Here is a 22,859-nt window from a genome sequence, read left to right as displayed (position 1 = left end):
GAGAGTCAATTTGCAAAGCGTTGATGTGGCGATTGTTGGTGGTGGAATGGTTGGGCTGGCAGTTGCCTGTGGTCTACAAGGCAGTGGTTTGCGAGTCGCTGTGCTGGATAACCACCTCCCGCAACCACTAGCCCCTGAATCTGCACCGGCATTACGTGTCTCTGCCATCAATGCCGCCAGCGAAAAACTGCTGGCTCACCTGGGCGTATGGCCGAAAATTATCGCTCAACGCGCCAGTTGCTATCACGGCATGGAAGTGTGGGATCAAGACAGCTTCGGGCATATCGCTTTTGATGATAAATCCTTTGGTTTCAGCCATCTTGGGCACATTATCGAAAATTCGGTAATCCATCATGCCTTGTGGCAGCGTGCCGAGCAGTGCAGCGACGTGACTCTGATGGCTCCAGCCGAATTGCAACAGGTCGCATGGGGTGAAAACGAAGCGTTTATTACCTTGAAAGATGGTGCAATGCTGACTGCGCGTTTGGTGGTCGGCGCAGATGGTGCGAACTCCTGGCTACGCAATCAGGCCGATATTCCGCTGACTTTTTGGGATTATCGCCATCATGCACTGGTTGCCACCATCTGTACCGCTGAACCACATGAAGCAGTGGCTCGTCAGGTGTTTCATGGTGAAGGGATTTTGGCCTTCTTACCATTAAGTGACCCGCATTTATGTTCGATTGTCTGGTCATTGCCGCCGCTGGAAGCTGAACGTATGCAACAGGTAAGCGATGAAGAATTTAACCAGACGCTGTCCGTCGCATTCAATATGCGCCTTGGTTTGTGCAGTGTTGAAAGCGAACGCCAGGTATTCCCACTGACAGGCCGTTACGCCCGCAATTTTGCGGCTCACCGCCTGGCGCTGGTTGGCGATGCGGCACACACCATTCATCCGTTAGCCGGGCAGGGTGTGAATCTTGGGTTTATGGATGCCGCTGAACTGATTGATGAAGTGCGTCGTTTGCATCGCCAGGGCAAAGACATCGGGCAGTATTTGTATCTGCGTCGCTACGAGCGTAGCCGTAAACATAGTGCGGCGATGATGCTTGCCAGTATGCAGGGTTTCCGCGATCTGTTTGCTGGAAGCAACCCGGCGAAGAAACTGCTGCGCGATATTGGCCTGAAACTAGCGGATACGTTACCGGGTGTGAAACCGCAACTTGTAAAGCAGGCGATGGGCTTACACGATCTTCCGGCCTGGTTAAGATAACTACGTCACAATTCCCTTTTTGTTTATCGGAAAGGGAAACGCCCCCCTCATTTGAAAAATTCTAATCTCACCTGTTATTTCGGATTACTTTTTCTCATCCCACGTTTTTAGCGATGTAGTGAATTTGTTTCTGAAATGGTCGTAAATGTTAGCTAACGCTAAATTATGACTCAAACACTTCTTATTTATGCGCGGTGTTTCGCATTTTTTCAGTCGAATACTCTGCATGCTGCGTCTTCTGTTTTGGTCATAAGCTAATGCTATAACGATTTTAGCCTTATGGTTTACTCCCTCATTCAGTGGTAACTTCAGACAAAAGGTAACGTTTGCGTCGCCCTCGGGATCGATGGCGGTGCTGGGTTTCGTCTGAAGAAAAGAAAAGCGAAATGCGCTTTTCAACCAGATGGTTAAAGAGGAAAAAATGACTCAAAAGACCCCTTTGTTTGAACAGCACAATCTCTGCGGTGCGCGCATGGTGGACTTCCATGGCTGGATGATGCCATTGCACTATGGCTCGCAGATTGATGAGCACCATGCAGTGCGCAACGATGCCGGAATGTTTGATGTCTCCCACATGACTATCGTTGATCTGAAAGGCAGCCGCACCCGCGAATTCCTGCGTTATCTCGTTGCAAACGACGTAGCGAAATTGACCCAACCGGGTAAAGCCCTCTACACCGCCATGCTCAACGCCTCCGGTGGTGTTATCGATGACCTGATTATCTATTTCCAGACCGAAGACTTCTTCCGCCTGGTGGTGAACTCCGCCACCCGCGAAAAAGATCTGGCCTGGATTAATCAACACGCTGAACCGTTCGCCGTTGAAGTCACCGTGCGTGATGACTTGTCGCTGATTGCTGTTCAGGGTCCAAATGCTCAGGCTAAAGCCGCGCAATTGTTTACTGAAGAACAACGCAAAGCAGTGGCTGGTATGAAGCCATTCTTCGGTGTTCAGGCGGGTGACCTGTTTATTGCGACCACCGGTTATACCGGTGAGGCGGGCTATGAAATTGCCATGCCAAATGAAAAAGCTGCCGAGTTTTGGGCGCAGCTGGTTGAGATTGGCGTGAAACCTTGCGGCCTTGGCGCGCGTGACACGCTGCGTCTGGAATCCGGTATGAACCTGTATAGCCAGGAAATGGATGAGAGTGTTTCTCCATTAGCCGCGAATATGGGATGGACTATCGCCTGGCAGCCTGAAGACCGTGATTTTATTGGTCGTGAAGCCCTGGAGAGCCAGCGTGAGAAAGGCACCGACCAGCTCGTTGGCTTGATCATGACCGAAAAAGGCGTATTACGTAATGAACTGCCTGTTCGTTTTACTGATGAATCAGGCAACATCCGTGAAGGCGTGATTACCAGCGGGACCTTCTCGCCGACGTTAGGTTACAGCATTGCTCTGGCACGTGTTCCTGCGGGCATTGGCGAAACTGCCATTGTTCAAATCCGCAACCGAGAAATGCCGGTCAAAGTAACCAAACCAATTTTTGTTCGCGGCGGTAAAGCTGTCGCGCAGTGAATTTGAAATCAGGAGAAAAACAATGAGCAATGTGCCTAACGAATTGAAATACAGCAAAGAGCATGAGTGGCTGCGTAAAGAAGCTGATGGTACTTACACCGTTGGTATCACCGAGCACGCGCAAGAGCTGCTGGGCGATATGGTGTTTGTTGACCTGCCAGATGTTGGTGCAACTGTAAGCACGGGCGATGACTGTGCTGTTGCCGAGTCTGTGAAAGCAGCTTCCGATATCTATGCACCAATCAGCGGTGAAATCATTGCCGTGAATACCGAACTGAGCGATGCGCCAGAATTGATCAACAGCGAGCCGTACGCCGCGGGTTGGATCTTCAAAATCAAAGCTAGCGACGAGTCTGAACTGGACGGTCTGCTGGACGCAACTGCGTACGAAGCTCTGTTAGAAGACGAATAAATTCCCTCATCCTTCGTGTTGCTGGGGTGTTGGCGTCGCTCAAACACCTCAGTCACGTACTTATGTACGCACCTGGCGATGTTTTCGCTTACCGCCTACCAGCAACACAAATGATTTTAGGAATTGAAATTAGTCGGGTGAGCTGTACCAGCCCGGTTTGTAGGGTGGATAAACATAGTGCCATCCACCGCTAAAGCCCCACATGTTTCAGGAATCACCGCTCATGACCCAGTCTTTACGTCAGCTTGAAAATCACGAAGCGTTTATCGACCGTCACATTGGACCAAACGCACAGCAGCAACACGAAATGCTGGAGACGGTGGGCGCTCGTTCGTTAAACGAGCTGATCGCTTCGATCGTTCCGGCTGATATCCAGCTTGCCGAGCCACCGCAGGTGGGTGAGGCTGCAACCGAATTCGCGGCCCTGGCGGAATTAAAGACCATTGCCAGCCGTAACAAGCGTTTTAAAACGTACATCGGCATGGGTTACACCGCGGTGCAAACTCCCCCGGTGATTCTACGTAACATGCTGGAAAATCCAGGCTGGTACACCGCATACACGCCGTATCAGCCTGAAGTATCACAAGGCCGCCTTGAAGCTCTGCTTAATTTCCAGCAAGTTACGCTGGATCTTACTGGCCTTGATATCGCTTCTGCTTCTTTGCTCGACGAAGCCACCGCCGCTGCCGAAGCAATGGCAATGGCTAAGCGCGTCAGCAAACTCAAAAATGCCAACCGTTTCTTTGTTGCCGCCGACGTGCATCCGCAAACGCTGGATGTGGTGCGCACCCGTGCTGAAACCTTTGGCTTTGATGTGATTGTCGATGACGCCGCGAAAGTGCTGGATCATCAGGATGTCTTCGGTGTGCTGCTGCAACAAGTGGGCACTACCGGTGAAGTGCATGATTACAGCGCGCTGATTAGCGAACTGAAACAACGTAAAGTCATCGTGAGTGTTGCCGCTGACTTTATGACGCTGGTTCTGCTGACCGCACCAGGTAAACAAGGTGCAGACATCGTGTTTGGTTCCGCACAGCGCTTCGGCGTGCCAATGGGCTACGGTGGTCCACATGCCGCGTTCTTTGCCGCGCGTGACGAATTTAAACGCTCCATGCCTGGCCGTATTATCGGTGTCTCCCGCGATGCAGCGGGCCGTACTGCGCTGCGCATGGCGATGCAAACTCGCGAGCAACATATCCGCCGCGAGAAAGCGAACTCCAACATTTGTACGTCTCAGGTTCTGCTGGCAAACATTGCGAGCCTGTATGCAGTTTTCCACGGCCCGGCTGGCCTGAAACGCATTGCATGGCGCATTCACCGTTTGACTGATGTTCTGGCCGCAGGCTTACAGCAAAAAGGCCTGGTGCTGCGTCACAAACATTGGTTTGACACTATCTGTGTTGAAGTGTCCGATAAAGCTGCTGTTCTGGCGCGCGCTGAAGCGAGTGAAATCAACCTGCGCAGCGACATTCTGAATGCAGTTGGCATCACACTTGATGAAGCCACCACGCGTGAAGATGTACAGTCGCTGTTCACCGTATTGCTGGGTGAGAACCATGGTCTGGATATCGACAAATTAGATCAAAACGTGGCAGGTGATAGCCTGTCTATTCAGAAAGGCATGTTGCGTGAAGACGCGATCCTGACGCATCCGGTATTTAACCGCTATCACAGCGAAACCGAAATGATGCGTTACATGCACTCGCTTGAACGCAAAGATCTGGCGCTCAACCAGGCGATGATCCCACTTGGCTCATGCACCATGAAGTTGAACGCTGCTGCTGAGATGATCCCAATTACCTGGCCTGAATTCTCAGAATTGCATCCATTCTGCCCGGCAAACCAGGCAGAAGGTTACCACCAGATGATTTCCCAGCTGTCTGACTGGCTGGTGAAACTGACCGGTTACGACGCGCTTTGCATGCAGCCAAACTCTGGTGCGCAAGGTGAATATGCGGGCTTACTGGCGATTCGTCGTTACCATGAAAGCCGCAACGAAGGCAGTCGTAATATCTGTCTGATCCCAAGTTCAGCACACGGTACTAACCCGGCATCTGCGCAAATGGCTGGCATGGAAGTGGTGGTGGTGGCTTGTGATAAACAGGGCAACATCGATCTTCACGATCTGCGCCTGAAAGCCGAACAGGCTGGCGATGCCCTGTCTTGTATCATGGTGACCTACCCGTCTACTCACGGCGTGTACGAAGAGACGATCCGTGAAGTCTGCCAGATCGTGCATCAGTTTGGCGGCCAGGTTTACCTCGATGGCGCAAATATGAACGCACAGGTCGGGATCACTTCACCGGGCTATATCGGCGCCGATGTTTCTCACCTTAACCTGCACAAAACCTTCTGCATTCCACACGGCGGCGGCGGCCCAGGTATGGGGCCGATCGGTGTGAAAGCGCACCTGGCTCCGTTCGTACCAGGCCATAGCGTTGTGCAAATTGAAGAGATGCTGACTCAACAGGGCGCAGTTTCCGCAGCACCGTTTGGTAGTGCATCGATTCTGCCAATCAGCTGGATGTACATCCGCATGATGGGTGCGCAGGGGCTGAAAAAGGCAAGCCAGACGGCAATCCTGAACGCTAACTATATTGCCACTCGCCTGAAATCTGCCTTCCCGATTCTTTATACAGGGCGCAGTGGCCATGTGGCGCATGAATGTATTCTCGATATTCGCCCACTGAAAGAAGAGACTGGCATCAGCGAACTGGATATTGCTAAACGACTGATTGATTTTGGTTTCCACGCGCCAACGATGTCGTTCCCGGTTGCGGGTACGTTGATGGTCGAGCCAACTGAATCAGAAAGCAAACTGGAACTGGATCGCTTTATCGATGCGATGCTGACTATCCGCACTGAAATCGACCGCGTTGCGCGTGGTGAATGGCCGCTGGAAGATAACCCACTGGTTAACGCGCCGCACACGCAGGACGAAATCGTTGCTGACTGGACACATCCATATACCCGCGAACTGGCAGTGTTCCCGGTAGGCCATAGCAACAAATACTGGCCAACGGTGAAACGTCTGGATGATGTATACGGCGACCGCAATCTGTTCTGCTCTTGTGTGCCGATGAGCGAATATCAGTAACATTTATCCCGCGATACACTCTTAAGGGCACTTCGGTGCCCTTTGTTTTATCTGTAAATCAGGAGGCAAAATGGGCGTGGTTTTGGTAACGGGCGCAAGTCGTGGCATAGGCAGGGCGACCGCTATCCTGTTGGCACAGGCTGGCTACAAAGTCGTGGTTAATTTTCTGCAAAATAAACAAGCCGCTGATGAAGTGGTGAGTATTATTCGTGCGCATAGCGGCGAGGCGCTTGCCATCAAAGCGGATATCGCCGATGAACTGCAAGTGATGGCGATGTTCGCTGAAATCGACAATGCTTTGGGGCCAGTGACCGCGCTGGTCAATAACGCCGGGATCTTGTTCCAGCAATCCACCATCGAAGAACTGACAGCAGACCGAATCAATCGCGTGATGGCGACTAACATCACCGGTTATTTTCTCTGTTGCCGGGAAGCCGTAAAACGCATGGCGTTTCGCCACGGTGGAAAGGGGGGCGCGATTGTTAATGTTTCGTCTGCTGCGTCACGTTTAGGTGCGCCAGGTGAATATGTTGATTATGCGGCGTCAAAAGGTGCGGTGGATACGTTAACCACCGGGCTGTCAGTGGAAGTTGCAGCGCAGGGCATTCGTGTAAATGGCGTGCGCCCTGGTTTCATCTATACCGAAATGCATGCTTCTGGCGGTGAAGCCGGGCGTGTTGATCGCGTAAAAGATCTTTTGCCGATGAAACGTGGCGGCCAGCCAGAAGAGGTCGCACAGGCCATCGTCTGGTTGCTTAGTGATAATGCATCTTACGTGACGGGGAGTTTCCTGGATTTAGCGGGCGGAAAGTAGCGCCAATCTTCAACAAAATGTGACAACTTCCCGCGCACTTGTTGTGTAGACTTTTAACACCAAATAAGCGCGGGAGTCAGTTAGTGAATCAGGCGAAAAAACTGCTCATCGTCGAGGATGACGAAAATATTGCTGAACTTCTGCAACTCCATTTGCGAGAAGAAGGCTATGAGCTTGTCCATGCGGCAGATGGCACTCAGGGATTGCAACTACTCAAGCAGGGGGGCTGGGATGCACTGATTTTGGATCTTATGCTTCCGGGTGTTGATGGACTGGAAATCTGCCGCCACGCCCGCACCATGACGCGTTATACGCCGATTGTGATGATAAGCGCGCGATCCAGTGAAACGCACCGGGTTTTAGGGCTGGAGCTCGGTGCCGATGATTATCTGGCAAAGCCTTTTTCGATGCTGGAACTTGTCGCGCGCGTTAAAGCACTTTTCCGCCGCCAGGAAGCGATGAGCCAGAACCTCATGCAGGATGCAGGAACACTGACTTTTGACCGACTTACAATTGATCCGCTTGCGCGAGATGTGCGCCTCAGAGAACAACCTGTTGAACTGACGCCTCGTGAGTTTGATTTGCTGTGGTTTTTTGCCAAACACCCTGGCAAAGTCTTTTCCAGACTGAATTTGCTCAACCAGGTTTGGGGCTATCAACACGAAGGCTATGAACATACGGTAAACACGCATATCAATCGGCTGCGCATCAAGATTGAAGATAACCCTGCAGAGCCTGAATTCATTCTGACGGTGTGGGGAAAAGGGTATAAATTCATCGCACCGCGACACGAGTAAATCATGCGAAAACTCACTCTCTCACAGCGCCTGACTCTGGTTTTTGCGTTACTGCTTATCACTTCTTGCTCGTTGTTGGGGTGGGTGCAAATTCGCACCAGCACGCAGTACAGCCAGGCGATGATTCAACAACTTTCCGGCTCACTCGCCGAACACATCAACCAAAGCTATCCACTTCTTGGACAAGATGGCCTGAATAATGATTCAGTGCGGACTTTGTTCGATCATTTGATGACGGTAAACCCGAGCGTTGAAGTTTATCTGTTAGATGAACAAGGCAATATTATTGGCGATGGCGCACCGCCGGATCATATTAAACGCCATCAAGTCGATCTGGCGCCGATCCAGTTAGCTCTTAACGATCGGCAATATCCGATCTATGGTGATGATCCACGCAGTCTTGATGGCAAAAAAGTGTTTAGCGTGGCACCTATGCGGCAAAACGGACAGGTGAAAGGCTATCTATATGTCATTTTGCTGGGTGAAAATTACAATGCGCTTGCCAGCGACGCGCAGTCGAACACGTTGTTTAAAGTGGTTTTGCTCTCGATAAGCCTGGTTGCATTACTGGGTTTGATTGTTGGGGGACTGGCATTTCGCTGGATTACCCGGCCACTGCGCTCGCTTTCACGCCAGGTGAATGCGCTGGAAACCGGTGGCATGGCAGAAATGCAGGCTATGGCTGCACTCCCTTGCGAAAAAGTAGAGAGCAATGATGAAATTAGCCTGTTACGCCAGGGAGTTATCATGATGGCGCGGCGGATTTCAGAACAGTGGCACCGCCTTTCGCAACAAGACCAGCTGCGCCGTGAATTTATCGCCAATATTTCTCATGATCTGCGCACACCGTTGACCTCACTTCACGGTTATCTGGAAAGCTTATCTGTTATGTCCGCAACACTTTCCGAAGCTGAGAAAAAGCGGTATCTGGAAATTGCTTTAGCGCAGAGCCAGAAAGTACGTACCCTCGCACAATCATTGTTTGAGTTAGCCCGCCTCGAATACGGTGTGGTGAAACCACAAAAAGAGCATTTTTGCCTGAGTGAACTGTTGCAGGATGTCTTCCAGAAATTCGAACTTATGACGCAAACTCGTCAATTGCAACTGGTGGCTGATATTCAACCTGGTTTGCCGTTGATTGATGCAGATTTGGGGATGATTGAGCGGGTGCTGACTAACTTGCTCGACAACGCAATTCGCCATACGCCAGAGCAGGGAACTGTCGCGGTTCGCCTGTGGAAAGAGGATGAAAAAGTGATGGTGCAAATAAGCGATAATGGGCCAGGGATCCCACAGGAGCTCAAAGAGGGGCTGTTTGTGCGCCCGTCTATTGTTAATCAGTCGCACATCAGAGTAGGTGGATTAGGGCTGATGATAGTGCGCCAGATGTTACAGCTACATGGTAGCGATATTGCGCTGGTGGAAGGGCCTGAAACTGGTGCCTGCTTCCGTTTTGGATTACCTACCTGAATTATAACGCCCCAAAAATGGGGCGTTATATCGAGCAAATTAATCAAAGATTTTCGCCGTTACTGGAAATCACTTCTTTGTACCAGTTAAAGCTTTTCTTACGTGAGCGTGACATATCGCCAGTACCGTCATCGTGCTTGTTCACATAGATAAAGCCGTAGCGTTTGCTGTACTGACCGGTGGTGAACGAAACGCAGTCAATGCAGCCCCATGGGGTATATCCCATCAAATCTACGCCGTCATACGTGACCGCTTTCATCATTTCGGAAACGTGAGCTTTCAGATAATCAATGCGGTAATCGTCGTCGATTGAGCCATCTTCTTCCACTTTGTCGTAAGCGCCAAAACCATTCTCAACGATGAACAGTGGTTTCTGGTAGCGTTCATACAACTCACACAGTGCATAACGCAGGCCAACCGGGTCAATTTGCCAGCCCCAATCAGACGCTTTAACGTGTGGGTTCGGTACGCTGCCCTGGAAGCCAGATAACGCATCACCACTACCGCCTTCAGCCTTCACGGCGTTAGTCATGTAATAGCTGAAGCCGAGGTAATCGCATACGCCTTCACGCAGGATTTGCTCGTCGCCTGCTTCCATTTTGATATTGAATTCGCGGCGCTCCCACTCGTTCAACACATAAGACGGGTAGTAACCACGCAGTTGTACGTCGGTGAAGACATAACGTTCGCGCATGGATTCCTGTGCGTACATTTGATCTTCTGGTTTGCAGGAGAAAGGATATAGCGGCACCATCGCCAGCATGCAGCCAATTTGCATCTCAGGATTGATACGGTGACCAATTTTCACCGCCATAGCACTGGCCACGAACTGGTGGTGCAATACCTGGTACATCACTTCTTCCGGGTTATCGTGCTCGGTATAAACCACGCCAGAGCAGCAATAACCGAACAGCGGCGCACGCCAGTTACGTTGGTTGTTGATCTCGTTAAAGGTCATCCAGTATTTCACTTTGCTTTTGTAGCGCTCGAATACGACTTCAGCAAAGCGAACAAAAAAATCGACCACTTTACGATTGGTCCAGCCACCGTATTCAGTCACCAGATAGTGAGGCATTTCAAAGTGGGATAGGGTGATTACCGGCTCGATGTTGTATTTCAGCAGCTCATCGAACATATCATCGTAGAATTTCAGCCCTTCTTCATTCGGCTGCAGTTCGTCGCCTTTAGGGAAAATACGCGTCCAGGCGATTGAGGTGCGGAAGCATTTGAAGCCCATTTCTGCAAACAGTGCGATGTCTTCTTTGTAACGTCCATGAAAATCAATGGCTTCATGGTTCGGGTAATATTTGCCGGGGATAACTTCCTGAGTGATTTCACGCGGTACGCCATGCGCGCCACCGGTTAGCACATCACAAATACTTGGGCCTTTACCTTCTTTGTTCCAGCCACCTTCAACCTGGTGTGCAGCAACTGCACCGCCCCATAAAAAATCTTTAGGTAAAGTCAGTTTTTTCATATTTTGTAATCTCACAGTCAGTGCCAGAAATAATGTGGAATACATCACAAAATGGCAGTGCATTAATAAACTCTGGTCTGGAGTCTAGCAAATGAGATTTAATTGTCACGATATAACAAATCACGGTTTATGTGATTTGTTACATGAAAAAAACAGGCTGTTTTTTATGCCATCTTCTTAGCCAATTTACGGCCGATGGTTTCTAAAATATAAATGACCGGGATTTGCGTGGTGATGTCATACACCCCACCGACGCGTGTAAGGGGAATGTGCCAGGAGATATTAAAGTCCGCAAGCTTTGCCAGCGCTGAGTTCTCGTGGCTGGTAATGGAGAGCACTTTACAGTTGTGCAGGCTAAACTGGCTGGCGAAACGCAGGATCTCTTCTGTTTCGCCAGAAACAGAAAGCACAATTGCCAGGGCATTTTTCGCCATGTCATTAGTGACTGGGAAATAAGGGTCATCAATATGGTTACTAAATTTTCCGACATTAGAAAAGAAACGTGCACCATATTTAGCTAAAGCACCAGAAGTCCCTGCTCCGACAAATATAATTCGTTCGGATGAGCAAATTATATCAACTGCCTGATCAATTAAATTATCAAATTCTTCATTGTTGGTACTTTTAAAAAAGCTGATTATTTCACTCGGGCCAAAATTAACCAGCTGCTCATCATTTTGTTCAAGGTACAATTTAAAGCGCACACGAAATTCAGAATAGCCTTCGCAGTTCAGCTTGCGGCAAAAACGCAGCACTGTCGTCGTGGAAACGCCCACCGCATCAGCCAACTCGCGGATTGTCATGTACATCACTTTGTCACGATTTTTGATGACAAAGTTATAGACCAACATTTCCAGGCCATTGAGATTGGCAATTGCTGCATGAGTAAACATCTGGGTCTTCCTGAATTAAATTAACCAGCCTTTTTCTTGCGCTGAATATAAATGACCGACGACATGTTGCCATAAATCGGGCCAGCTTTCGCCCACCAGCGCGTTGCGCTTCAATACTTGTTCAAGCGAAATTCCATTCTCACGCCAGCTTTGCCCTTCGTTATGCAAATTTTGCAGGATAGGCAGGATTCTATCGAGCGCACCTGCGAAGCGAGAATCGGCTGTGGCACCAGCTTCATATTCCTGCCAGAGCTGTAAAAACAGAGTGCTCTGTGGTTTGGGTAACAAACCAAACAACCTTTCAGCTGCGACGGCTTCTTTCTCGGCAATGGCTGCGCGAGCGGCAAGGTCATAAACCAGGACATCACCGACATCAATCTCGACGATATCATGTAGTAATGCCATCTGGACGACACGGGAAATATCAACATTTTCTGGCGCGAAGGGAGCAAGACTTATGGCTGCTACGGCAAAATGCCAGCTATGTTCAGCTGAGTTCTCGGGGCGACCATGACCGATAATCTTAGTGCGACGCTCAACAAGTTTCAGCTTGTCGATCTCCATCAGAAAGTTAATCACTTCACTCATTGCGCCAAAAGCTAGCTGCGTCATCCTGTGCTCCATTAGTAAATTATTTGTGTGAATTTATTGTATCGATATCGTTATAAGCTCTGATGTATTTATTTTAGCGTACAGGTGTTAGCTGGAATCATTCTCAGTTATGCTGTTCCGGTCATACTTCAATTTGAGTGTGCTAAGCATTATCCATTTTGTCTCACCGGGAGTTGCCATATGGTTGACAAACCATTGATAGTGAAAGGATATTCAATGGCGGAGGAAATCGCCAATAGTATTAGCCACGGTATAGGGCTGGTTTTTGGGATCGTCGGGCTGATTTTATTACTAGTACAGGCGTTTGATACCAACGCAAGCGTGACAGCGATAACCAGTTATAGCCTGTACGGTGGTAGCATGATTTTGCTGTTTCTCGCTTCAACGCTTTATCACGCGGTTCCCCATCAACGCGCTAAGCGTTGGTTGAAGACCTTTGATCACTGCGCGATCTATTTACTGATAGCAGGGACTTACACACCCTTTTTACTCGTCGGGCTGGACTCGCCTCTGGCGCGCGGGCTGATGATTGTTATCTGGGGCCTGGCACTAGTAGGTATTCTCTTTAAGCTGACCATCGCGCATCGCTTTGAGGTTTTGTCGTTGGTGACTTATCTGCTGATGGGCTGGTTATCGCTGGTGGTGATTTACCAGATGGTAATCAAACTTGCTCCGGGCAGCGTAACGCTTCTGGCTCTAGGCGGCGTGATTTACTCGTTAGGCGTTATTTTCTACGCCTGTGAACGAATTCCTTATAATCATGCTATCTGGCATGGCTTCGTGCTGGGCGGCAGTTTTTGCCACTTCCTAGCAATTTATTTGTATATCCATTAAATCTGTCGCCCCCCGAACAGGGAGCGACAGTTAATCAGAATTACTCATCTTCTAATGAATAAGGCAGCCGCTCAATAACAAGCTCGCTGCCGTTATCGTCGCGAACGCGCAGTACGCTATTGGCTTCCAGATCGTTGTTCATCACAACCTGCACCAGTACGCGCCCATCATCAAGCTGACTGGCTGCAAGTACCGTCCCGGTACGACGCCAGTTATCACCCATTTTCAACTCCAGATCTTCACCGGCTTCCGGTAAACGACTGGCTTTGCCTGCGAGATACCACAGAGCACGCTTGTTAGCGCCACGGAATTTCGCCCGAGCCACCATTTCCTGGCCGGTGTAACAACCTTTTTTGAAGCTGATTCCGCCCAGCGCCTGAAGATTTGTTGCCTGCGGGATGAACTGCGCACTATTGACAGGTTCAATCACCGGAATACCAGCTTCAATCTCCAGAGCTAGCCATTGCTGGCTGTCGTTACGCTGTGCTTCGCCCTGTAATTTTTCGGCCAGTAATTGGGCGGTAGATTCATCTGTAACCAGCATGAAACGCTCGGCAGGTAAGTTGAACCATAGGAGCGTGGTCGCACCTTCTTGTACAACCGGATTCTCTGCATCCGGCAGAGTAGCAAATAGATTAGCTAGCGCAGCACGAGCCTGGAAACCTGCAACGCCCATCAGCACGCTTTCATCATCTGGAGCAATGGTGACTTTAGAAAATACTGCATATTTTTTTAGCTCAACAAGCTGCGCATCACGCAGGTTGCGGCGCTCAATCAAGGCATAACCCTCGCCACGATGGAACAGACGCAAGTTGCTCCACATTTTTCCTTTCGCGTCACAATGCGCGCAAAGCGTGTGCTGGTTGGCAGCCAGTTGTGCAACGTCAGCCGTGACCTGGCCTTGTAGATAGGTTTCTGCATCTTTGCCTGTCACGCTTGCCAGTGCCCAATCATCAAGAGTCATGAGTGTTAGCGGCAGACGAGCTGCGGCTGTAGGCTGACGCGGAGGAAATGGAGTGAAAGCCATAGTTATGTCCCTGGGTTTTGAGCAAATGAATTGGCTCAATGGTAAAAGAGCCATCTGGCAATGCAAGCAGTTTGATTACGCGAGTTGTGCGCTTGCGAGTTTTCTCGCAAGGTTAATGCCACTGCAACGCATTACAGATTTTTCTTTCGATAAAGCGCGCAAACGGTAACATTCATTTAATGCGTGCCATAAAAACACGTTACACTAACATTTGTACCTACTTTGTCAGAGAACCAGGAAAGAGCACATGGATATCAATAACAAAGCCCGAATTCATTGGGCGTGCCGCCGGGGAATGCGCGAGCTGGATATTTCGATTATGCCATTCTTCGAATATGAATATGACTCGTTAAGCACTGAGGATAAGCAGTTGTTTGTCCGTTTGCTCGAAAGCGATGATCCAGACCTGTTCAATTGGTTAATGAATCATGGCAAACCAGTAGATACAGAGCTGCAACGAATGGTGACACTGATTCAGACACGGAATAAAGAACGTGGTCCTGTGGCAATCTGATCTTCGCGTCTCCTGGCGTGCACAATGGCTGTCTCTATTGGCTCACGGTCTGGTTGCCCTGTTAGTGCTGCTGATACCGTGGCCGATGAGCTATACGCTAATCTGGATGCTGCTACTTTCGCTGGTTGTATTTGACAGTGTGCGCAGCCAGCGGCGCATTCATGCCTGCCAGGGCGAAATGAAACTTCTGACCGATTACCATCTGCGTTGGCAAAACCAGGAGTGGGAAATCGTTGGTTCCCCTTGGGTTTTACGCAGTGGCATGATGCTGCGCTTACGTCGTGCCGGGCGCAAACGCTGCCAGCATTTATGGCTGTCTGCCGACAGCATGGATACAGGTGAGTGGCGTGATTTGCGTCGCCTGATGCTGCAACAACAGGCGAGTGGAAGTGGGGAAGCTTAATTAGCTTTCAGGCAAAATGTTCAGCCATTTCTGCAAGAATTTGCTCACACCAGGTTTCGATTCGCTCATCGCTTAAATCGTACTGATTAGTTTCATCAAGCGCCAGGCCTACGAACAGTTGCCCATCGGCAATAACCGGTTTCGGGCTAGTAAACTCGTAGCCTTCTGTTGGCCAATAGCCAATAAACTGAGCGCCGCGTGGGGCAAGTTTGTCGTGCAGCATGCCCAAAGCATCAAGGAACCATTCACCGTAGCCGAGCTGATCGCCCATGCCATAAAGTGCCACCGGTTTGCCTTCAAGATGCAGATTATCCAGTTGATCCCAGATGGCTTCCCAGTCTTCCTGTAATTCGCCGAAATCCCAGGTGGGGATACCGAGAATTAACACATCGTATTGTTCCATCATGGCGGGTGAATCATCTTTCAGATTGTGCAGTGTCACCAGTTCAGGGCCAATGATGTCACGAATTTTTTCGGCAGCCATTTCGGTGTAACAAGTGCTGGAGCCATAAAAAAGGCCAATGTTCATCGCGTTAACAACTCTTTTAAAAACGTGCAGGATTGCAAGTGTATCAGATCCCATTGTGCATCATGCATAATGGACACAATTCGCCAAATGTGAGGCTGCAGTGGAACAGGATCTGGCCCGAATCGAACAATTTCTTGATGCGCTCTGGCTTGAGCGGAATCTGGCACAAAACACGCTAGACTCCTACCGTCGGGATCTGAAGATGGTTGCGGAGTGGCTGGAACGTCACTCTCTGAGCCTGTTGAATGTGCAAACTGGCGATTTGCAGTCGCTGTTTGCTGAACGTCTTGAAGGTGGCTATAAAGCAACAAGTTCAGCGCGTATGCTGAGCGCGATTCGTCGGTTGTTTCAATATCTCTACCGCGAAAAATTACGCGAAGATGACCCGAGCGTGATGCTTTCATCGCCAAAACTACCACAACGTTTGCCGAAAGATTTAAGTGAAGCGCAGGTAGAACGTCTGCTGCAAGCTCCTTGTATTGATCAGCCAATCGAGCTGCGTGACAAGGCGATGCTCGAATTATTGTATGCTACTGGGCTGCGTGTATCGGAGTTAGTTGGGCTGACGATGAGTGATGTCAGCCTACGTCAAGGAGTTGTACGGGTCATCGGTAAAGGTAATAAAGAGCGTCTGGTTCCAATGGGTGAAGAAGCCGTTTACTGGCTGGAAAACTATCTGGAACATGGGCGACCATGGCTGCTCAATGGCGTGTCGATTGATACTGTTTTCCCTAGTAATCGAGCCCAACAAATGACGCGCCAGACATTCTGGCATCGCATTAAACACTATGCGGTGCAGGCCGGAATCGACAGCGAAAAGCTGTCACCGCACGTTCTGCGACACGCATTTGCCACGCATTTACTGAACCATGGGGCGGATTTACGAGTCGTACAGATGTTGCTTGGGCACAGTGATTTGTCCACAACCCAAATTTATACGCATGTAGCAACCGAACGTTTACGCAAGCTACATCAACAGCACCACCCACGAGCGTGAGTGGTAAAAGATAAAGGAATCATCATGAAAAAGCGTTTGTGGCTGCTCCCATTATTAGCGGTCTCTGTGTCCGGTTTTGTTCATGCTGACGACGCAGCAATCAAGCAGTCTCTTGCTAAGCTAGGCGTGCAAAATGCTGACATTCAGTCGGCACCTGTTGCGGGCATGAAAACGGTTTTAACCGATAGCGGCGTTTTGTATGTAACCGAAGATGGTAAGCACGTTATTCAGGGGCCGCTGTACGATGTGAGCGGTGCGCAGCCTGTTAATGTCACCAATCAGCTGCTGGTGGGTAAACTTAAAGCGCTCGAAAAAGAGATGATCGTTTATAAAGCGCCGCAAGAGAAACACGTCATTACGGTGTTTACCGACATTACCTGCGGCTATTGCCACAAGCTGCATGAAGAGATGAAAGACTACAACGCGCTGGGTATTACCGTGCGTTACCTGGCCTTCCCGCGCCAGGGTCTGCAAAGCCAGACTGAAAACGACATGAAAGCAATCTGGTGTGCAAAAGATCCTAAAAAAGCTTTCGATGCGGCGATGAAGGGCGAAGCGGTCGCGGGTGGGACTTGCGACATGAACATCGCGAACCATTACAATCTGGGCGTGCAGTTCGGTATCCAGGGGACGCCTGCGATTGTGCTGAGTAACGGTACGGTTATTCCAGGCTACCAGGGGCCGAAAGAGATGAAGCAAATGCTGGACGCGCACCAGCAACTTACCAATGTAGGCGGGTAGTTAACGGGTGAAACAGCAAACACAACTTCGCCGCCGTACGGTCGATGAATCCGTGGTGTTACCCCAGCAATTGCACCCACTTTTAAAACGTCTTTACGCCAGCCGTGGTGTGCGCGGTGAGCAAGACCTGGAACGCAGTGTGAAGGGAATGCTCTCGTGGCAACAGCTTAATGGCATGGATAAAGCCGTTGAGATACTGCATAACGCTTTCCGTGAAGGTTTGCGCATCATCGTTGTTGGCGATTTTGATGCCGATGGAGCAACCAGCACCGCATTAAGCGTGCTGGGGCTGCGTAGCCTTGGGTGTCAAAACGTCAGCTATCTTGTACCTAACCGTTTCGACGACGGATATGGTTTAAGCCCGGAAGTGGTGGATCAAGCTCATGCGCGTGGCGCGCAGCTGATTTTGACCGTCGATAACGGCATCTCTTCCCACAGCGGTGTAGAACGAGCGCACGCACTGGGCATTCCGGTAGTTGTGACGGACCATCACCTACCGGGGCCTGAACTTCCGGCGGCTGATGCCATAGTTAACCCAAATTTGGTTGATTGTGAGTTCCCGTCAAAATCACTTGCCGGTGTTGGCGTTGCCTTTTATCTGATGCTGGCAATGCGTGCTCATCTGCGTGATTGTGGTTGGTTTGAGCAGCAAGGGCTGGCGATTCCAAACATTGCAGAACTGCTGGATCTGGTGGCGTTGGGCACGGTAGCTGATGTTGTTCCGCTTGATACCAACAACCGCATTTTGACCTGGCAGGGCTTGAGCCGTATTCGCGCCGGCAAGTGTCGCCCTGGAATTAAAGCTCTGTTAGAAGTCGCTAACCGTGAGCCGCAAAAACTTGCAGCCAGCGATTTAGGCTTTGCATTAGGCCCACGCCTAAATGCGGCAGGGCGCCTGGATGATATGTCCGTTGGTGTGGCGTTATTGCTCAGTGAAAACATTTCTGAAGCACGTATGTTGGCCAATGAGCTGGATGCACTCAATCAGACACGTAAAGAGATTGAGCAGGGCATGCAGGTTGAAGCACTAACTCTGTGCCAACAACTTGAACACAGCCATGATGAGCTGCCATATGGCCTGGCGATGTACCATCCGGAATGGCATCAGGGCGTAGTCGGAATACTGGCTTCACGTATCAAAGAGCGCTTTAACCGCCCGGTAATTGCATTTGCGCCTGCCGGTGACGGCACGCTCAAAGGCTCTGGCCGCTCAGTGCAAGGCTTGCATATGCGCGATGCTCTTGAACGGCTTGATACTCTGTATCCCGGCATGATGCTGAAATTTGGCGGCCACGCGATGGCTGCAGGTTTGTCGCTGGAAGAAGCTAAATTTGAAGAGTTCCGCCAGCGTTTTGGCGATCTGATCGGCGAATGGCTTGATCCCGCATTACTTCAGGGCGTGATTTGGTCAGACGGCGCTATTTCTGCGCAAGAGATAACACTGGAAACCGCTGAGATGCTGCGTGATGCCGGGCCGTGGGGGCAGATGTTCCCGGAGCCATTATTTGACGGTAAATTCCGTTTGTTACAACAACGGCTGGTGGGCGAGCGCCATCTTAAAGTGATGGTTGAACCAATCGGCGGTGGCCAGTTGATTGACGGCATTGCTTTTAACGTCGATACCGCATGCTGGCCGGATAATGGCGTGCGTGAGGTTGAACTGGCCTTTAAGCTTGATGTGAATGAGTTTCGGGGTAATCGCAGCGTTCAGTTGTTAATCGATCACATCTGGCCGATTTAGCCAACCAAAACTATAAAAAGCGGCGTAATTCCGGTAAACTTTCCGGTCTACGACCGCATTTTCGTCTTCTGTCATCAACATAAGATAATACAGACCATGTTTGAAATTAACCCGGTAAAAAACCGCATCCAGGACCTCACTGAGCGCAGCGACGTTCTTAGGGGGTATCTTTGACTATGATGCCAAGAAAGAGCGCCTGGAAGAAGTAAACGCAGAGCTGGAACAGCCTGATGTGTGGAACGAACCTGAACGCGCGCAAGCGCTAGGTAAAGAGCGTTCTTCACTGGAAGCCATTGTCGACACCTTAGACCAAATGACCCAGGGGCTGGAAGATGTTAACGGCTTGCTGGAATTGGCCATCGAAGCCGACGACGAAGATACCTTCAATGAAACCATTGTTGAGATAGACCAGCTCGAAGCCAAACTGGCACAGCTGGAGTTCCGTCGTATGTTCTCCGGCGAATATGACAGCGCTGACTGTTATATCGACATTCAGGCAGGTTCTGGCGGCACCGAAGCGCAAGACTGGGCCAGCATGTTGATGCGTATGTATCTGCGTTGGGCAGAAGCTCGTGGCTTCAAAACCGAAATTATTGAAGAGTCTGAAGGTGAAGTTGCCGGTATTAAATCCGTGACTATTCGCATTCAGGGCGAATATGCCTTTGGCTGGTTGCGAACTGAAACTGGCGTCCATCGTCTGGTTCGTAAGAGCCCGTTCGATTCCGGTGGCCGTCGCCACACCTCCTTTAGCTCCGCCTTCGTTTATCCAGAAGTGGATGACGACATTGATATCGAAATCAACCCGGCAGATCTGCGTATCGATGTGTATCGTGCATCTGGCGCAGGTGGTCAGCACGTTAACCGTACAGAATCTGCGGTGCGTATTACCCACCTTCCGACCAATACAGTGACTCAGTGCCAGAACGACCGTTCGCAGCATAAGAACAAAGATCAGGCGATGAAGCAGATGAAGGCGAAGTTATACGAGCTGGAAATGCAGAAGAAGAATGCTGAGAAGCAGTCGCTGGAAGACAATAAATCGGATATCGGCTGGGGCAGCCAGATTCGTTCTTACGTACTGGACGACTCCCGTATCAAAGACTTGCGTACAGGTGTAGAAACCCGTAACACGCAGGCGGTACTGGATGGCGATCTGGACAAATTTATCGAAGCAAGTTTGAAAGCAGGGTTATGAGGAACCAACATGTCTGAACAACAAGCACAGGGTACCGAAGCGGTCGATCTTAATAATGAACTGAAAGCACGCCGCGAGAAGCTGGCAGGCCTGCGCGAGCAGGGCATTGCTTTCCCAAATGATTTCCGTCGCGATCATACCTCAGACCAATTGCACGCTGACTTCGATGCTAAAGAGAACGAAGAGCTGGAAGAACTGGGCATCGAAGTTGCCGTTGCTGGTCGTATGATGACTCGCCGAATCATGGGTAAAGCGTCTTTCGTTACCCTGCAAGATGTTGGTGGTCGCATTCAGCTTTATGTTGCGCGTGATGATTTGCCAGAAGGCATCTACAACGAGCAGTTCAAAAAATGGGACCTCGGTGACATCCTGGGTGCGCGCGGTAAGCTGTTCAAAACCAAAACCGGTGAGCTTTCTATTCACTGTACTGAACTGCGTCTGCTGACCAAAGCGCTGCGCCCGCTGCCGGACAAATTCCACGGTCTGCAGGATCAGGAAGCGCGCTACCGTCAGCGTTACCTGGATCTGATTTCTAACGACGAATCCCGCAACACCTTTAAAATTCGTTCGCAAATCATGGCTGGCGTTCGTAACTTCATGGTTGAGCGCGGCTTTATGGAAGTGGAAACGCCAATGATGCAGGTGATTCCGGGTGGTGCCTCTGCGCGTCCATTCATCACGCATCACAACGCGTTGGATATCGACATGTACCTGCGTATTGCGCCGGAACTGTATCTGAAGCGCCTGGTTGTTGGTGGCTTCGATCGCGTATTCGAGATCAACCGTAACTTCCGTAACGAAGGTATTTCTCCGCGTCACAACCCAGAGTTCACCATGATGGAACTCTATATGGCGTATGCGGATTACAAAGATCTGATCGAGTTGACCGAATCTCTGTTCCGTACTCTGGCACATGACGTGCTGGGTACTGCGCAAGTGAAATATGGCGAAGAGATCTTTGACTTCGACCAGCCGTTCGCCAAATTGACCATGCGCGAAGCCATCAAAAAATACCGCCCGGAAACTGATATTGCAGATCTGGACGATATGGGCAAAGCACTGGAAATCGCAGCAGCTATCGGCATCAAAGTTGAGAAGAGCTGGGGCCTGGGCCGTGTAGTGACTGAGATCTTTGAAGAAGTGGCAGAAAGCCATCTGATTCAGCCGACCTTCATTACTGAATACCCGGCAGAGGTGTCTCCACTGGCGCGTCGTAATGACGAAAACCCAGAAATCACTGACCGTTTCGAGTTCTTCATCGGTGGTCGTGAAATCGGTAATGGCTTCTCCGAGCTTAATGATGCAGAAGACCAGGCACAGCGCTTTGCAGACCAGGTTTCTGCAAAAGATGCAGGCGACGACGAAGCGATGTTCTTCGACGAAGACTACGTGACTGCACTGGAGCACGGCTTGCCACCAACGGCGGGTCTGGGTATTGGTATCGACCGTATGGTTATGCTGTTCACTAACAGCCACACCATCCGCGACGTTATCTTGTTCCCGGCTCTGCGCCCGGTTAAGTAAGTTGTACTGGTTCCTCCCTGCGCTGCGGGGAGGAACATCTTCTTCTCAGTTAATGTATTCCGAGGATTGGTTTGCGCAAGGAAAGCACAGTCAGAAAGTGGGCACCGAATGCCGTCATCCTGGTGCTAAGCCTGTTACTCGTCGCTTGCTCATCAAATAAAGCGGGCACCACTCAAGCCTCTTCAGGTAGCTACAGCGGTTCGGTTTATACCGTCAAACGTGGTGACACACTCTCGCGTATTTCGCGTATGACCGGCACAAGCGTCGGCCAGTTGGCTCGCCTTAATGGTATTCCTGCTCCTTATACGCTGGAGATCGGGCAAAAAATCCGTGTTAAAAGTAGCTCTGGTTCTTCATCTTCATCGAAGAAAACAGCCGTTGCGAAAACCTCAAAACCACGTTCATCTTCCACAAGTAGCGTTGCGAAAGTCGCTGCTCCTCCGGTTGGCTCAAAATGCTGGCTCTGGCCAACGTCGGGTAAAGTGATTGCGCCATTCTCCGATAGTGACGGTGGGAATAAAGGTATTGATATAGCCGGTAAACGTGGGCAACCCGTTTATGCTTCTGCGGCCGGAACCGTGGTTTACGTCGGTAACCAGCTGCGCGGTTATGGCAACTTAGTGATGATTAAGCATAACGAAGAGTACATCACGGCCTACGCTCATAACGAAACGACACTGGTAAATACCAGCCAGAAAGTTAGCGCCGGCCAGAAAATTGCTACTATGGGCAGCAGCGGTTCAGATTCGGTGAATTTGCACTTCCAGATTCGTTATCGTGCAAATGCTATCGATCCACAGCGCTACTTACCTCCTCCAGGTAGCAAGCCATCTTGCTAATTAATAGAAGCCAGATATTTTCTGGCTTCTATTAAATACCATTCCTATTGATCTTTATCACGCATCCTTATCCTTTCCTGGCTAATAATGCTGCTCACTTAAATTCATAATATGAATGGTAAATATGTTTCAGGATATTAACTAAGTTATAAAAATATAACTCACTTAATGAATTTGTAATATTTATCAACCATTCCATGTTAATGGTGAG

21 protein-coding genes are annotated in these 22,859 nt (G+C 50.1%); 16 read left to right on the top strand and 5 right to left on the bottom strand.

Annotation, left to right across the window (positions count from 1 at the left end; genetic code table 11):
- Window positions 1-10: 10 nt before the first annotated feature.
- The 7 genes from ubiI (at window position 11) to IX31_RS09985 (ending at window position 9,322) form a co-directional block, all read left to right on the top strand.
- Entirely contained in the window at window positions 11-1,213 is a 1,203-nt protein-coding gene (gene ubiI, locus IX31_RS10015; protein WP_034457729.1) for an FAD-dependent 2-octaprenylphenol hydroxylase, read from the top strand.
- Between the two features lie 421 nt (window positions 1,214-1,634).
- On the top strand, window positions 1,635-2,732 hold the full coding sequence (gene gcvT / locus IX31_RS10010; RefSeq protein ID WP_034459963.1) for a glycine cleavage system aminomethyltransferase GcvT: 1,098 nt from the start codon (window positions 1,635-1,637) through the stop codon (window positions 2,730-2,732).
- Between the two features lie 22 nt (window positions 2,733-2,754).
- Window positions 2,755-3,144 carry a glycine cleavage system protein GcvH gene (gcvH, locus tag IX31_RS10005; protein WP_034457727.1) on the top strand — a complete coding sequence of 130 codons (390 nt, stop codon included), beginning with the start codon at window positions 2,755-2,757 and terminating at the stop codon, window positions 3,142-3,144.
- Between the two features lie 223 nt (window positions 3,145-3,367).
- Window positions 3,368-6,241: an aminomethyl-transferring glycine dehydrogenase gene (gcvP, locus tag IX31_RS10000; RefSeq protein ID WP_034457725.1), complete on the top strand. Its 2,874-nt coding sequence runs from the start codon at window positions 3,368-3,370 to the stop codon at window positions 6,239-6,241.
- A 70-nt stretch (window positions 6,242-6,311) separates the two neighbouring features.
- Window positions 6,312-7,055 (top strand): SDR family oxidoreductase, encoded by a 744-nt coding sequence (locus IX31_RS09995; protein WP_034457723.1) that lies wholly within the window; start codon window positions 6,312-6,314, stop codon window positions 7,053-7,055.
- 83 nt (window positions 7,056-7,138) lie between these two features.
- Window positions 7,139-7,852 (top strand): response regulator transcription factor, encoded by a 714-nt coding sequence (locus tag IX31_RS09990; protein WP_034457721.1) that lies wholly within the window; start codon window positions 7,139-7,141, stop codon window positions 7,850-7,852.
- Between the two features lie 3 nt (window positions 7,853-7,855).
- Window positions 7,856-9,322, top strand: a complete 1,467-nt coding sequence (locus tag IX31_RS09985; RefSeq protein ID WP_034457719.1) for a sensor histidine kinase — start codon at window positions 7,856-7,858, stop codon at window positions 9,320-9,322.
- A 43-nt stretch (window positions 9,323-9,365) separates the two neighbouring features.
- On the opposite strand, the gene IX31_RS09980 is transcribed toward IX31_RS09985, so the two are convergent.
- From IX31_RS09980 to IX31_RS09970, 3 genes are all read right to left on the bottom strand, one after another.
- Window positions 9,366-10,799 (bottom strand): 6-phospho-beta-glucosidase, encoded by a 1,434-nt coding sequence (locus IX31_RS09980; RefSeq protein WP_034459961.1) that lies wholly within the window; start codon window positions 10,797-10,799, stop codon window positions 9,366-9,368.
- A 164-nt stretch (window positions 10,800-10,963) separates the two neighbouring features.
- A complete protein-coding gene (locus tag IX31_RS09975; RefSeq protein ID WP_034457717.1) occupies window positions 10,964-11,692 on the bottom strand; it encodes a MurR/RpiR family transcriptional regulator in 729 nt (242 codons plus the stop codon).
- 15 nt (window positions 11,693-11,707) lie between these two features.
- Window positions 11,708-12,316, bottom strand: a complete 609-nt coding sequence (locus IX31_RS09970; RefSeq protein WP_034457715.1) for an HD domain-containing protein — start codon at window positions 12,314-12,316, stop codon at window positions 11,708-11,710.
- A gap of 168 nt (window positions 12,317-12,484) precedes the next feature.
- Between IX31_RS09970 and trhA the strand changes: the two genes are divergently transcribed.
- Complete coding sequence (gene trhA / locus IX31_RS09965; RefSeq protein WP_034457713.1) at window positions 12,485-13,138, top strand: PAQR family membrane homeostasis protein TrhA; 654 nt, start codon at window positions 12,485-12,487, stop codon at window positions 13,136-13,138.
- Between the two features lie 40 nt (window positions 13,139-13,178).
- Here the strand turns inward: trhA and ygfZ are convergent, their stop codons facing one another.
- On the bottom strand, window positions 13,179-14,165 hold the full coding sequence (gene ygfZ, locus IX31_RS09960) for a tRNA-modifying protein YgfZ (RefSeq protein ID WP_034457711.1): 987 nt from the start codon (window positions 14,163-14,165) through the stop codon (window positions 13,179-13,181).
- A 247-nt stretch (window positions 14,166-14,412) separates the two neighbouring features.
- Here ygfZ and sdhE point away from each other — a divergent pair, with 247 nt between their 5' ends.
- Both sdhE and IX31_RS09950 read left to right on the top strand, forming a co-directional pair.
- The gene (gene sdhE, locus IX31_RS09955; protein WP_034457708.1) at window positions 14,413-14,679 is read left to right on the top strand and encodes an FAD assembly factor SdhE; all 267 of its coding nucleotides are present in this window, start codon (window positions 14,413-14,415) and stop codon (window positions 14,677-14,679) included.
- Window positions 14,660-15,082, top strand: coding sequence for a protein YgfX (locus IX31_RS09950; protein WP_034457706.1), 423 nt, complete (start codon window positions 14,660-14,662; stop codon window positions 15,080-15,082). Before sdhE ends, IX31_RS09950 begins: the two co-directional genes overlap by 20 nt.
- A gap of 7 nt (window positions 15,083-15,089) precedes the next feature.
- Here IX31_RS09950 and fldB read toward each other — a convergent pair whose 3' ends face one another.
- A complete protein-coding gene (gene fldB / locus IX31_RS09945) occupies window positions 15,090-15,611 on the bottom strand; it encodes a flavodoxin FldB (RefSeq protein ID WP_034459957.1) in 522 nt (173 codons plus the stop codon).
- A gap of 100 nt (window positions 15,612-15,711) precedes the next feature.
- Here fldB and xerD point away from each other — a divergent pair, with 100 nt between their 5' ends.
- The 6 genes from xerD (at window position 15,712) to actS (ending at window position 22,648) form a co-directional block, all read left to right on the top strand.
- Window positions 15,712-16,608 carry a site-specific tyrosine recombinase XerD gene (gene xerD, locus IX31_RS09940; protein ID WP_034457704.1) on the top strand — a complete coding sequence of 299 codons (897 nt, stop codon included), beginning with the start codon at window positions 15,712-15,714 and terminating at the stop codon, window positions 16,606-16,608.
- A gap of 24 nt (window positions 16,609-16,632) precedes the next feature.
- On the top strand, window positions 16,633-17,349 hold the full coding sequence (gene dsbC, locus IX31_RS09935; protein WP_034457702.1) for a bifunctional protein-disulfide isomerase/oxidoreductase DsbC: 717 nt from the start codon (window positions 16,633-16,635) through the stop codon (window positions 17,347-17,349).
- Between the two features lie 7 nt (window positions 17,350-17,356).
- Entirely contained in the window at window positions 17,357-19,090 is a 1,734-nt protein-coding gene (gene recJ / locus IX31_RS09930; protein WP_034457701.1) for a single-stranded-DNA-specific exonuclease RecJ, read from the top strand.
- Between the two features lie 96 nt (window positions 19,091-19,186).
- Window positions 19,187-20,285 (top strand): peptide chain release factor 2 gene (gene prfB, locus IX31_RS09925; protein ID WP_122974007.1). Its coding sequence is split into 2 segments (ribosomal slippage): window positions 19,187-19,261 and window positions 19,263-20,285, totalling 1,098 coding nucleotides; the frame shifts between segments, so codons are not numbered across the junction.
- Window positions 20,286-20,294: 9 nt separating this feature from the next.
- Window positions 20,295-21,809, top strand: coding sequence for a lysine--tRNA ligase (gene lysS, locus IX31_RS09920; protein ID WP_034457697.1), 1,515 nt, complete (start codon window positions 20,295-20,297; stop codon window positions 21,807-21,809).
- Window positions 21,810-21,880: 71 nt separating this feature from the next.
- Window positions 21,881-22,648, top strand: coding sequence for an amidase activator ActS (actS, locus tag IX31_RS09915; RefSeq protein WP_034457696.1), 768 nt, complete (start codon window positions 21,881-21,883; stop codon window positions 22,646-22,648).
- The last annotated feature ends 211 nt before the right edge of the window (window positions 22,649-22,859 follow it).

It is taken from the genome of Buttiauxella noackiae, assembly GCF_000737905.1.
Lineage (GTDB): Bacteria > Pseudomonadota > Gammaproteobacteria > Enterobacterales > Enterobacteriaceae > Buttiauxella > Buttiauxella noackiae.
This window is presented reverse-complemented; position numbering and strand designations above follow the sequence as displayed.

Coding starts and splice junctions, on each gene's coding strand:
- IX31_RS09975 (WP_034457717.1), bottom strand. CDS start 11,692: ATGTTTACTCATGCAGCAATTGCCAATCTCAATGGCCTGGAAATGTTG.
- sdhE (WP_034457708.1), top strand. CDS start 14,413: ATGGATATCAATAACAAAGCCCGAATTCATTGGGCGTGCCGCCGGGGA.
- fldB (WP_034459957.1), bottom strand. CDS start 15,611: ATGAACATTGGCCTTTTTTATGGCTCCAGCACTTGTTACACCGAAATG.
- IX31_RS09980 (WP_034459961.1), bottom strand. CDS start 10,799: ATGAAAAAACTGACTTTACCTAAAGATTTTTTATGGGGCGGTGCAGTT.
- trhA (WP_034457713.1), top strand. CDS start 12,485: ATGGTTGACAAACCATTGATAGTGAAAGGATATTCAATGGCGGAGGAA.
- IX31_RS09995 (WP_034457723.1), top strand. CDS start 6,312: ATGGGCGTGGTTTTGGTAACGGGCGCAAGTCGTGGCATAGGCAGGGCG.
- IX31_RS09970 (WP_034457715.1), bottom strand. CDS start 12,316: ATGGAGCACAGGATGACGCAGCTAGCTTTTGGCGCAATGAGTGAAGTG.
- lysS (WP_034457697.1), top strand. CDS start 20,295: ATGTCTGAACAACAAGCACAGGGTACCGAAGCGGTCGATCTTAATAAT.
- dsbC (WP_034457702.1), top strand. CDS start 16,633: ATGAAAAAGCGTTTGTGGCTGCTCCCATTATTAGCGGTCTCTGTGTCC.
- gcvT (WP_034459963.1), top strand. CDS start 1,635: ATGACTCAAAAGACCCCTTTGTTTGAACAGCACAATCTCTGCGGTGCG.
- gcvP (WP_034457725.1), top strand. CDS start 3,368: ATGACCCAGTCTTTACGTCAGCTTGAAAATCACGAAGCGTTTATCGAC.
- ygfZ (WP_034457711.1), bottom strand. CDS start 14,165: ATGGCTTTCACTCCATTTCCTCCGCGTCAGCCTACAGCCGCAGCTCGT.
- IX31_RS09985 (WP_034457719.1), top strand. CDS start 7,856: ATGCGAAAACTCACTCTCTCACAGCGCCTGACTCTGGTTTTTGCGTTA.
- gcvH (WP_034457727.1), top strand. CDS start 2,755: ATGAGCAATGTGCCTAACGAATTGAAATACAGCAAAGAGCATGAGTGG.